Source organism: Lachnoanaerobaculum sp. Marseille-Q4761, assembly GCF_017565785.1.
Taxonomy (GTDB): Bacteria; Bacillota; Clostridia; order Lachnospirales; family Lachnospiraceae; genus Lachnoanaerobaculum.
Window position 1 is genome coordinate 358,058 of sequence record NZ_JAGEKB010000003.1, and the last position, 11,727, is coordinate 369,784.

The 11,727-nt window shown below is 36.2% G+C and carries 10 protein-coding genes; 5 read left to right on the plus strand and 5 right to left on the minus strand.

The window, feature by feature from the left end; all coding sequences use genetic code 11:
* Positions 1-22 precede the first annotated feature (22 nt).
* Complete coding sequence (glgD, locus tag J4O15_RS12845) at positions 23-1,144, minus strand: glucose-1-phosphate adenylyltransferase subunit GlgD (protein WP_009219011.1); 1,122 nt, start codon at positions 1,142-1,144, stop codon at positions 23-25.
* Complete coding sequence (locus tag J4O15_RS12850) at positions 1,141-2,415, minus strand: glucose-1-phosphate adenylyltransferase (RefSeq protein WP_009219012.1); 1,275 nt, start codon at positions 2,413-2,415, stop codon at positions 1,141-1,143. The genes glgD and J4O15_RS12850 overlap by 4 nt, the downstream gene beginning before the upstream one ends.
* 342 nt (positions 2,416-2,757) lie before the next feature.
* Between J4O15_RS12850 and asnS the strand changes: the two genes are divergently transcribed.
* Genes asnS through J4O15_RS12875 form a run of 5 tightly spaced genes read left to right on the plus strand, consistent with a single transcriptional unit; the run spans position 2,758 to position 8,183 of the window.
* Entirely contained in the window at positions 2,758-4,149 is a 1,392-nt protein-coding gene (gene asnS / locus J4O15_RS12855) for an asparagine--tRNA ligase (RefSeq protein ID WP_009219013.1), read from the plus strand.
* 25 nt (positions 4,150-4,174) lie between these two features.
* On the plus strand, positions 4,175-5,251 hold the full coding sequence (locus J4O15_RS12860; RefSeq protein WP_208101038.1) for a metallophosphoesterase family protein: 1,077 nt from the start codon (positions 4,175-4,177) through the stop codon (positions 5,249-5,251).
* On the plus strand, positions 5,248-7,113 hold the full coding sequence (locus J4O15_RS12865; protein WP_009219015.1) for an ATP-binding protein: 1,866 nt from the start codon (positions 5,248-5,250) through the stop codon (positions 7,111-7,113). The genes J4O15_RS12860 and J4O15_RS12865 overlap by 4 nt, the downstream gene beginning before the upstream one ends.
* Before the next feature lie 7 nt (positions 7,114-7,120).
* Complete coding sequence (locus J4O15_RS12870; protein WP_009219016.1) at positions 7,121-7,486, plus strand: CidA/LrgA family protein; 366 nt, start codon at positions 7,121-7,123, stop codon at positions 7,484-7,486.
* Between the two features lie 4 nt (positions 7,487-7,490).
* Complete coding sequence (locus tag J4O15_RS12875) at positions 7,491-8,183, plus strand: LrgB family protein (RefSeq protein WP_208101039.1); 693 nt, start codon at positions 7,491-7,493, stop codon at positions 8,181-8,183.
* Positions 8,184-8,274: 91 nt separating this feature from the next.
* On the opposite strand, the gene J4O15_RS12880 is transcribed toward J4O15_RS12875, so the two are convergent.
* The 3 genes from J4O15_RS12880 to J4O15_RS12890 are packed head-to-tail and all read right to left on the minus strand — an operon-like array spanning position 8,275 to position 11,575.
* A complete protein-coding gene (locus J4O15_RS12880; protein ID WP_009219018.1) occupies positions 8,275-8,475 on the minus strand; it encodes a DUF1858 domain-containing protein in 201 nt (66 codons plus the stop codon).
* Between the two features lie 2 nt (positions 8,476-8,477).
* Positions 8,478-9,884: a MocR-like pyridoxine biosynthesis transcription factor PdxR gene (pdxR, locus tag J4O15_RS12885; RefSeq protein ID WP_208101040.1), complete on the minus strand. Its 1,407-nt coding sequence runs from the start codon at positions 9,882-9,884 to the stop codon at positions 8,478-8,480.
* Positions 9,884-11,575 (minus strand): glutamine--tRNA ligase/YqeY domain fusion protein, encoded by a 1,692-nt coding sequence (locus tag J4O15_RS12890; RefSeq protein WP_208101041.1) that lies wholly within the window; start codon positions 11,573-11,575, stop codon positions 9,884-9,886. Before J4O15_RS12890 ends, pdxR begins: the two co-directional genes overlap by 1 nt.
* Between the last annotated feature and the right edge of the window lie 152 nt (positions 11,576-11,727).

Below are 11,727 nucleotides of genomic sequence, written 5' to 3' on the forward strand. Positions count from 1 at the left end.
TTTGAATCCCCCCTTAATCTCCTTAAAGAGTATATCTTTCGTTTTTTTCTATTACTATTCTGACCTGCTCTGCTGTCCCAATATAAGTCGAATTTGCACGTATTGTATCACGGCTCTCCACAATGCAATTTTCTATCACTGTGTTATCCCCAATGTATACATCATTCAATATAACAGAATTCCTAATTATACAACCGTTACCTATGTACGATTTATTAAAAAGAACTGAGTTTTCAACCGTACCGTTTATGATACAGCCGCTTGCAATAAGTGAATTTGACACCCTAGCCCCCGGATTATACTTAGCAGGAGGCAAATCGTCAACCTTAGAATATACGCCCGGATACTCTACAAAGAAATGATCCCTCACCTCTTTTTTCAAGAAATCCATATTTGTCTTATAATACGATTCTACGGAAGCAATATTGCTCCAATAGGTATTAAGCTTATATGCGTAAATTCTCTTCAGATTTTTATATCTGATTAAAATATCTTTTACAAAGTCATATCTATCCTCTGCAATACTTCTTTCAATCAGCTCTATAAGTTGTCTTCTTCTGATAATATATATCCCACAGGATATATTAACAGAATCTGTAACTATCGGTTTTTCCTCAAAACTGACAATCCTACCGTCATCATTTATCGAAACCATACCGAATCTAGTCAAATCTTCTGTATCATTAGCTTTCTTGCATACTACAGTAATATCTGCCTTCTTTTCAATATGATACTCCAATACTTTATTATAGTCAAGTTTATAAATACCGTCACCTGCACTAATAATAACATACGGCTCATGAGATCTCTTTAAAAATACTAAATTTTGATATAACGCATCAGCAGTACCCCTATACCAATCCGAACTTTCAGCGGTAATAGTTGGTGTGAAAACAAACAATCCTCCTTGCTTTCTACCGAAATCCCACCATTTTGATGAACTTAAATGTTCATTTAATGATCTGGAATTGTACTGTGTAAAAACAGCCACCTTTTGTACATGTGAGTTTGACATATTGCTGAGTGCAAAATCTATACTTCTGTAACTTCCTGCAATAGGCATTGCCGCAATAGCCCTCTTGTTGGAAAGTTCTTTCATTCTTTTGGAGTTTCCGCCTGCCAACACTATTCCTATTGCTCTCATATCTTGCCACCTACCTTTACAATGAAGTCACCGCTTAAAAGTTTACCGTTCACATAGTCATCCAAGGTTGTTTTACCTAAAATAGCCGTGTTCTTACCAATAACAACTCCGTCAGGGATGGATGTTCTCTCCCCGATAACTGCCAGATCGCAATTATAAACTTTTTTATCATATTTGCTTTCGCAAAATTCAAAAGCTCCTATCTCGCAATCCTTTCCAACTATAGAATTTTCAGCGATAATTGCTTTTGTTACTCTGGAATTTGCTCCTATCTTGCTTCCCTTCATCACTATGGAATCGGAGACTACCGCCCCCTCCTCAATAACAACTCCGGCACCGATAACCGAATTATTTACCTCTCCGTATATTTCCACTCCCTCTCCTATAATACTTTTGTTTATAGTGGAACTGCCCGAAATATATTGCGGAGTGATAATATCGCCCTTGGTATATATTCTCCAGTATTCTTCATACAGGTTGAATTCAGGTATTATATCAACAAGCTCCATATTCGCTTCCCAATATGTTTCCAAAGTACCTACATCTTTCCAGTAGCCGTTAAATTCATAACTGAAAATCCTGCTGCCCTTGTTAAACAAATACGGAATAATATGTTTACCAAAATCACATGCCGGCTCATTTGAAAGTTCAATCAAAGAATCCCTCAGTGCCTTCCATGAGAAGATATAGATTCCCATAGATGCAAGATTGGATCTGGGAACTTTAGGTTTTTCCTCAAACTCTGTCACCCTGCTGTTTTCATCGGTTATCAATATTCCAAATCTTGACGCCTCTTCCATCGAAACAGGCATAGCTGCGATAGTTATATCTGCATTATTTGCCTTGTGATAGTCAAGCATTACCTCATAATCCATTTTGTAAATATGATCCCCCGACAGAATCAAAACATAATCAGGATTATAACTCTCCATATACTCGAGATTCTGGTAAATCGCATTTGCAGTACCTGAATACCAGTCACTACCTGCAGCATTTTCATACGGCGGTAAAACAGTGACCCCTCCCATATTCCTATCCAAATCCCACGGAATTCCGATTCCTATATGGGTATTCAGTCTAAGAGGCTGGTACTGAGTCAAGACTCCAACTGTGTCAATACCTGAATTGATACAATTGCTCAATGGAAAATCTATAATCCTGTACTTACCGCCAAATGAAACTGCCGGCTTTGCCACATTATGCGTCAAAACGCCAAGGCGGCTACCCTGTCCGCCAGCCAATAGCATAGCTATCATTTCCTTTTTAATCATGTACACACCTCGTTGCCTAATGCTAATTCCTTATGTTTACATTTAAATTATAGCACAAATATACTTGATTGTGAATAAAAGATTTTATTTTAACATAATTTTTTCTATGTTTTGACGAAATTTAATATTTGCCCTTAATAATTAAGGTACAATTAACATTTATGGAGAATCAACCTAAAAAATATACAAATTTTAACCCGAATATTTGTGAGTTATTACCAAGGCACTTAATATTCTATAAAATACGATATTATTTTTTCTTAAGTTGTCCAAACAAATGATTATATGATATAATTAGATGTTACTAAATTTATGCCTAAATGGTATTGAGGAGGAAATCTAATGAAACTGACAACAGTAAGAGAAATATACAAAGATAGAGAAAAGTATATTGACACTGAAATCACAATAGGAGGATGGGTAAGAAGCAATAGAGACTCAAAGACTTTCGGCTTCCTGGTTATCAGTGACGGCAGTTATTTTGAGCAAATACAGGTTGTATATAATGATACTCTCCCTGATTTTAATAAATTGACAAAGGTAAATGTCGGTGCCGCACTTATTATAAAGGGTACCCTTGTAGCAACTCCGGATGCAAAGCAACCTTTTGAAATACAGGCTACTCATATAGATATAGAGGGTGAATCAGGTTCGGATTATCCTCTTCAAAAGAAAAGACATACACTTGAATATTTAAGAACAATTTCTCATTTGCGTCCCAGAACAAATACATTCCAGGCTGTATTCAGAGTCAGATCTCTTATAGCCTATGCTATACATAAATTCTTCCAGGAAAGAGATTTTGTATATGTTCATACACCTATTATTACAGGAAGTGATGCGGAGGGTGCAGGTGAAATGTTTAGAGTAACCACCTTTGATCCTGCAAATCCTGTTCTTAATGATGACGGTAGTGTGGATTTCTCTAAAGACTTCTTTGGAAAAGAGACCAATCTTACCGTTTCCGGACAGTTAAACGGTGAGACTTTTGCTATGGCATTTAGAAATATTTATACATTCGGTCCTACTTTCAGAGCTGAAAATTCAAATACCACAAGACATGCTGCCGAGTTTTGGATGATTGAGCCCGAGTTTGCTTTCGGTGATCTTGACGATAATATGGATTTGGCTGAAAGTATGCTGAAGTATATAATAAATTATGTTCTTGAGAATGCCTCTCTTGAAATTGAATTTTTTAATCAATTTGTAGATAAGGGACTTTTAGACAGATTAAAAAATGTTGTTGAATCTGATTTCGGCAGAATTACATATACCGAAGCTATAGATATACTTAAAAAGAATAATGACAATTTTGAGTACAAAGTTTCATGGGGATGCGATTTGCAGACGGAGCATGAGCGTTTCCTTACAGAGCAGGTATTTAAAAAACCTATCTTTGTTACAGATTATCCAAAAGATATAAAGGCATTTTATATGAAGGAAAATGATGATAAAAAGACTGTTGCCGCTATGGATTGTCTGGTACCGGGAATCGGTGAGATAATCGGCGGAAGCCAAAGAGAGGATGACTATAATAAGCTTCTAAGCAGAATAGAAGAGCTTGGAATGAAGCCTGAGGATTATGACTTTTATTTAGACCTTAGAAAATACGGTTCAACAAGACATGCGGGATTTGGTCTCGGCTTTGAAAGATGTGTTATGTATCTTACAGGAATGTCAAATATAAGAGATGTGCTTCCATTCCCAAGAACTGTGGGCAACTGCGAATTATAAATAATAGGGAGGTAACTTTAGCCATATGAAATTTATACATACAGGTGATATTCATTATGGTATGAAGCCTGATTCAAATAGACCTTGGGGTAAGGAAAGATCTGATGCCGTTAAATCATCACTTCAGAAAATTATTGATGTAGCAAAGAAAAAAGAGGTGGATCTTCTACTTATAGCCGGAGATCTTTTCCACTCCCAGCCCTTTAGCCGTGATTTAAAAGAAGTTAATTTTCTTTTTTCCACAATACCTGATACCAAGGTTGTTATTATTGCCGGAAATCATGACTGTTTAAGAGAAAACAATAATATAATTACATTCCCTTGGGCGAAAAATGTGGTTTATTTGTCCACCCCCACTATCAGCAGTGTATATTTCCCCGATATAAATACGGAAGTCTACGGCTTTTCATATCATGAAAGGGAAGTAAAGGAAAATATAGTTTCCGGTCTTTCCATCCGTGAAAATGACAGAGTTAAAATTCTTCTTTTACATGGTGGTGATGTTACACATCTGCCCTTTGATAAAAATGAATTAAATAAGATTTCTTCATCATATATAGCTCTTGGACATATGCACAAGCATGAAGTGCTTTTTGACAGACATATGGCATACTGCGGTTCTCCCGAGCCACTAGATATGACGGAAACCGGTGATCATGGTATTTATTACGGTGAGATAGATAATGATACCCGCATTATGAAGGATTTTGAATTCATTAAAATTTCAAACACTTCCTATATCTCACTTACAATAAATGTAACTCCCGAGACCACCAACTCGGAACTGCATACCTCTTTGATAGAGACTATTAATAAAAAAGGTAAACAAAATATATACAGATTTAAGATAAAGGGGCTTAGGGATCCCGATATCGAGTTTGACTTGGAATCACTCTCTTCCACTTTAAGAATTGCTGAGATTATAGATGATTCCGAGCCGAAATATGACTTTGCAAAACTTTTTGCGGAGCATCCGTCCGATATGATAGGATTTTTTATTCGTGAGCTTGACAGACCTAATATGAGCAAGCTTGATAAAAAAGCACTCTATTATGGAATAAATGCCTTACTTAGAACTACTGATGAAAGGGGGAAAACATGAAACTGCTAAGCTTGCATATAGATGGCTTTGGCAAATTCAAAAATAAAGATCTGCAATTTAGCGACAATATGAATATTATTTACGGCTATAATGAAGCCGGAAAATCTACAATATTTATGTTTATCAAGGCAATGTTTTACGGTCTTGAAAGAGCAAAGGGCAGAGCCAGCAAAAGCGATACATGGACTAAGTTCAAGCCATGGGGCAACGGCGATATATATGGCGGAAATTTGCGTTTCCTTTACCATGAAAAAGCCTATCGTATAGAAAGAGATTTTACCAAAACCGCTACCACCCCCTTTAATATAGTTAATGAAACGGACGGAAAAAATGTGGAAAACCCGGCTGTTTTCTTAAAGGAAGCACTTTGCGGTCTTACTGAAACCGCATATTCAAACACAGTAAGTATATCACAGCTAAAATCCGCTACAGATGCCAAAATGGTTGTTGAATTAAAAAACTATATTGCCAATATGAATACTACCGGTAATATGTCTTTAAATATCACTAAAGCATCCGAATTTTTAAAAGAAAAAAAGAAGGCATTTGTTGCCTCGCTTAATCCCGATGCCGCCAAAACCTATAATCAAAATCTTACTGAAATAAGAGCTTTGGAAAAGAAAATCGCCTCTCCCGAGTTTTCAAGTCATTTAAAAACCCTAAAAGAGGCTGATGCCATTACCGATAAAAGAATTATCGAACTTAATTCTCAAAGAGAATCTTTGATAGAAAGCATTGCTTCCAAACGCCAGCATCTTTCAGACCTCGGTTTTACGGATAAGAGAAATATTATATCTTTACAAAACGAACTTAACAGAGGATATAATGATTATCTCTCCGCCTATGAAACCGAAAAGAAATCAATAAGCAAAACTTATTCGGCTGTATTCCTTATACTGGCAATTGTAAGCGTAATTCTTGCAATATATATTTTTAAATCAGGAAAAAACAATGTTTTTACAACAACTACAGGTATAAGCTTCCAGTTTGCAATGGTTCTTTTTATGATTATAGGGCTTGCATCCCTTATTTTTGCAAGCTATATCTATACTGTACATAATAAGGACAATAGGCATTTGACGGAGCTGAAAGTAAATCTTATAGCTCTTATGGCAAGAGTAGGTTCTTTTGATTCTATAACAGAGGACAATATCCACCGTGCCAATAAAACTTTGAATTCAAAGCTGGTTATTTTTGATGAAATGGCTGCCGATATTGCAAAGAGTGAGGCTTTAAATGAGGATATAGAAAATCTTCGTGCAAAAAAAGCCGCCTATGCAAGCGGTATAGATGCCAAAAAGCAAAACGAATGGGAACTTGAAAAGCTTATGGAAAAGCTTGCCCATATGAAGGAGGACAATGCTTCATTAAAGAATGTTATTTTGGAAAATGACAAAATTCGTTTTGAAATAGATGCCATAGATCTTGCTATGGAAACATTAAAAAATCTTTCGGAAACCATTAAAAACTCCTTCGGACTGTATCTGAATAAGGATGCATCCGAACTTATAGAAGGTATTACCGGCGGAGTATATGACTCGATATCCATAGATGAAAACTTTAATGTGTTTTTAAATACTCCAAGCAGACTCGTACCTATCGAGCAGGCAAGTTCAGGTACTATGGATCAGGTATATCTGGCACTCAGAATCGCAGCCGGCAGACTTATGCAGGGCAGAGCCAAGGAACTTCCTTTTATATTTGATGACAGCTTTGTAAACTATGATTCCATACGTTTAAGAGCCGCTCTTCTTTGGATTGCCAATAATGTACCGGAGCAGATAATTGTTTTTAGCTGCCATATGAGAGAAGCTCAATTGATGACGGCTACCATGCAGGATTTTAATCTGATAGAATTGTAGGGAGTTTATGCGTTTTATCAAACAATTTCTAATTATATTATTTGTAAGTTTTTTGGGGGAAGTGTTAAAAGCCGTTTTACCGCTTCCCATACCGGCAAGCATATATGGACTTACCATTATGCTTGCTTTACTTGTATCAAAGGTTGTAAAACTTGAACAGGTGGAGGGTGCTTCTATGTTTTTGATAGATATAATGCCCCTGATGTTTATACCCGCTTCAGCCGGACTTATTGATGTCTGGCCAAGTCTAAAACCTGTTCTTATTCCTTTACTTATTATGACTCTACTTTCAACTGTACTTGTAATGGTAGTATCGGGAAAGGTGACTGAATTTATTATAAAGCTTGATGAAGGAAAGCAAAAGAAAGGGTAAATAGATGAGTGATTTTTTTACTAATTCCGTTTTTTTCGGTGTTTTACTATGTTTATCAGCTTATCAGGCAGGACTTTTTTTAAGGCAAAAGACCAAAATTGCCGCCTTCAATCCCTTACTTATTTCTATAATTATAGTGATTTTTGTACTGGTTATTTTTAATATCAAATTTCAGGATTTTTATAACAGTTCAAAATATATAAGCTATTTACTTACTCCTGCAACTGTTGCTCTTGCCATTCCTCTTTATTCAAAGCTCTCCTTACTTAAGTCCAATTTTAAAGCTATAATGTCAGGGCTTATTGCCGGTGTTTTGACCTCGTTGATATCCATATTTGTTATGGCTTTGTTATTCGGACTCAGCCATGAGCATTATGCTTCAATGTTACCAAAATCCATCACTACCGCAATAGGTATCGGAGTTTCACAAGAAATTGGAGGTATACCTACTATTACCACCGCCGTTATTATTGTTACCGGAGTTTTCGGAAATGTTACGGCTGATATAATATACAAAATCTTTAATATAAAAAATCCTATCGCAAAGGGCATAGGGCTTGGCTCTTCAGCACATGCCATAGGTACTTCAAAAGCACTTGAAATGGGAGAAACAGAGGGTGCCATGAGTTCTTTATCCATAGCCATGGCAGGTATAATTACAGTTGTTTTTGCTTCATTTTTTGCAAATCTTATATAAAATTATCTTATAAAGATATTAAAAAGGCTGTTGCCCCGGGGATATATATTAGTTTTAATATATCCGTATCCCTAAAGCAACAGCCCGTTTTTTATTCTACAGCAAGTATTTCATTTATTTGTGATACCAAGACGTCACAGTCCATACCATGCACCATACAAGCCTCTTCAAGTGTCTCCATCTGTGATGAAGGGCAGCCAAGGCAGTGCATACCCGCTCTCATAAGTATCGGCGCTATTAAATCGCTGGTTAATAAAAGTTCACCTATGGTCATATTTTTATTTATTGTCATATTTACTCCTTTACCGTTTTATTAAAAAAATCATTTATTTTTGCTGATAAATCAGCTATTCCACTCTTTATCTCCTCTGAGCCCAGGCTTGCAAAGCCAACCAATACAGTTGATTTTATTGTATTTTCCCCTGTGAAAAAACCTGATATGGGGTATAATTTTACACCTGCATTATTTCCGCATAAAAGTATCTCCTCTTCACTCATTCCCTCTACTTTTAAAAGTATATGCAGACCTGAGTTGTTTTCAAACACCTCTCCCCTTGGAAGATTATTTTTAATGCTTTCTATCAAAACATCTCTTTTTATCCTGTAGTTTGTTCGCATCCTGTTTAAATGTCTCTCAAAATATCCCTCTTTTATAAAGATTTCAAGAATATCCTGGTCAGACCTTGGAACACTGCAGGAAAGAAAATCAAGTCTTCTCTCATATTCTTCCATCAGCTTTTCAGGCAATACCATATAAGCTACTCTTATAGCGGGAGCAATGGACTTTGAAAATGTACCGATATATATTATTTTATCCGAATCTATTCCCTGCATTGCAGGAATGGGCTTTCCGACAAATCTAAATTCCGAATCATAATCATCTTCTATAATATATCTGTCCTCGCCCCTGTAGCACCAGGCAATAAGTTCTCTTCTTCTGTTTATAGGCATTATAACACCTGTAGGATATTGATTTGCCGGCATCAGATAACATATATCCGCTTTTTTACTGTCAAGCATATTTATATCCATGCCCTCAATATCCATATCAATGCCTATAACATTCCATGCCATTGACTTAAATATTTCTTTTGCCTTTATATAGCCCGGATTTTCCACCGCTATATTTCTACTCCCCAGCAAAAGCCCAAGAAGCATTATTAAATATTCACTTCCCGCACCTATTATAATATTTGAAGGAGAGCAAACCACTCTTCTTGCCGTATGAAGATAGTCGGCTATCTGCATTCTGAGTCCGTATTCTCCCTGATTGTCTCCGGTTGAAAAGACATCTTCCTTTTCACTTGAAAACACCTTTCTGGCAATACTTCTCCATGAAGCATAGGGAAAGTTTTTTGAATCAATCTTTGTCGGAGAAAAGTCTATATTTATATTTTCATCATTTACAGACTTTTCTTTTTTATATTCCCTTTTATATTCTTTTCTTTCAATATTTAATATATCAAGCCTGTTTACAATATATCCGCTGCCCGCTCTTGATTTTAAATATCCTTCAGACATCAGCTGCTCATAGGCATTTACTATTGTTGTTCTTGATACTTTAAGACTCTGTGCCAGACTTCTCGTGGATGGTAACTTTGTATCCGGCAAAATATGCCCGATTTTTATCTCATTCTTTATAAATTCATAGATTTGCTCATATATCGGGCAATCACTATTCAAATCTATAAGAAGTTCCATCAATTATTCTTAGGCATCTTAAATGAGCTCTTTAGCGAAACTATTCTGTTAAATACCAAAGCATCCGGTTTTGAATCCTTTGCATCTACACAGAAAAATCCGTTTCTTACAAACTGGAAGCTGTCATAAGCCGCTGCATCCTTTAAGCATGGCTCCACATAGCAGTTTTTTAATACAGTCAAAGAATTGGGATTAAGATTCAGATTTCCGTTTTCATCAAGCTTGCCCTTCTCCTCATCAACTATATTTTCATACAATCTCATCTCAACCTTTAGAGCGGTATTGGCATTTACCCAATGTATGGTACCCTTTACTTTTCTTGCACTAAAGCCTGAACCTGACTTTGTTTCAGGATCGTATGTCGCATGAACTGCAATAATCTCACCGTTTTCATCCTTTTCAACAGAGGTACAGGTTACAAAATAAGCACCCATAAGTCTTACTTCATTTCCGGGGAAGAGTCTGAAATACTTCTTTGGCGGCTCCTCCATAAAATCTTCTCTTTCAATATAGAGTTCTCTTGAAAACTCTATTTCTCTGTCTCCAAGTTCAGGATTCTCCATATTGTTAGGAATTGAACACATTTCCGACTGACCTTCCGGGTAGTTGTCTATTATAAGCTTTATAGGATCAAGTACTGCCATTATTCTGGCTTTTTTAAGCTTTAAATCCTCTCTTATACAATACTCAAGCATTGCAGATTCTATTGATGAATCAGCCTTTGATACACCTGCCAGCTTAACAAAATTTCTTATTGCCTCAGGAGTATAACCTCTTCTTCTAAGCGCCGCTATGGACACAAGTCTTGGATCATCCCATCCGTCCACTATCTTATCCTCTACAAGCTTTTTAATATATCTTTTACCTGTAACCACATTTGTAAGATAAAGCTTTGCAAACTCAATTTGTCTTGGCGGATGATCATATTCACATTCTTTCACCACCCAGTCATATAAAGGTCTGTGATCTTCAAACTCCAAAGTACAAAGGCTATGTGTAATACCCTCTATTGCATCCTCTATAGGATGTGCAAAATCATACATAGGATAAATACACCATTTATCGCCTGTATTATGATGAGTCATTCTTGCCACTCTGTATATTACCGGATCTCTCATATTTATATTCGGTGATGCCATATCTATCTTTGCACGAAGTACATGACTTCCATCTGCACAAAGACCGTTTTTCATATCTTCAAAGAGCTTTAAGTTCTCCTCAACACTTCTGTTTCTGTAAGGACTTTCCTTTCCCGGAGTCTTAAAATCTCCTCTATACTCCCTGATTTCATCCGCACTCAAATCACAAACAAAGGCTTTTCCCTTTTTTATAAGTAAAACAGCCTTTTCATACATTTCCTCAAAATAATTTGAGGCAAAGAAAAGTCTGTCTTCAAACTCTCCTCCAAGCCATTTTACATCCTCCAGTATTGACTGCACAAACTCTTCCTTTTCCTTTGTAGGATTTGTATCATCAAATCTTAAATTAAACTTCCCGCCATACTGTTTTGCAATATCATTATTTAAAATAATTGACTTTGCATGTCCTATATGCAAATATCCGTTTGGCTCCGGTGGGAATCTGGTCTGTACATGGTCATATCTTCCGGATTCCAAATCCTTATCTATCTCTATTTCAATAAAGTTCTTTGAAACTGTCTCAGTATTAGTATTTTTAATTTCTTCCGACATAAGTTTCCCCCATCTATCTTGGTTTATTCACTGATTTATTATTATATCATTGATATATCTCTATCGCAATCCTAGACCTGACTTGTATACTAAAAATATATCGGATTAAAAACTTTATTGTAAGCAAAATACCCCTATTACCTGATAAAGAT

Bases quoted from the DNA above. Each gene is read 5' to 3' on its own strand.
- J4O15_RS12890 (WP_208101041.1), bottom strand. From the start codon at position 11,575: ATGTCGGAAGAAATTAAAAATACTAATACTGAGACAGTTTCAAAGAAC.
- pdxR (WP_208101040.1), bottom strand. From the start codon at position 9,884: ATGGAACTTCTTATAGATTTGAATAGTGATTGCCCGATATATGAGCAA.
- J4O15_RS12870 (WP_009219016.1), top strand. From the start codon at position 7,121: ATGCGTTTTATCAAACAATTTCTAATTATATTATTTGTAAGTTTTTTG.
- J4O15_RS12880 (WP_009219018.1), bottom strand. From the start codon at position 8,475: ATGACAATAAATAAAAATATGACCATAGGTGAACTTTTATTAACCAGC.
- glgD (WP_009219011.1), bottom strand. From the start codon at position 1,144: ATGAGAGCAATAGGAATAGTGTTGGCAGGCGGAAACTCCAAAAGAATG.
- J4O15_RS12865 (WP_009219015.1), top strand. From the start codon at position 5,248: ATGAAACTGCTAAGCTTGCATATAGATGGCTTTGGCAAATTCAAAAAT.
- J4O15_RS12875 (WP_208101039.1), top strand. From the start codon at position 7,491: ATGAGTGATTTTTTTACTAATTCCGTTTTTTTCGGTGTTTTACTATGT.
- J4O15_RS12860 (WP_208101038.1), top strand. From the start codon at position 4,175: ATGAAATTTATACATACAGGTGATATTCATTATGGTATGAAGCCTGAT.
- asnS (WP_009219013.1), top strand. From the start codon at position 2,758: ATGAAACTGACAACAGTAAGAGAAATATACAAAGATAGAGAAAAGTAT.
- J4O15_RS12850 (WP_009219012.1), bottom strand. From the start codon at position 2,415: ATGATTAAAAAGGAAATGATAGCTATGCTATTGGCTGGCGGACAGGGT.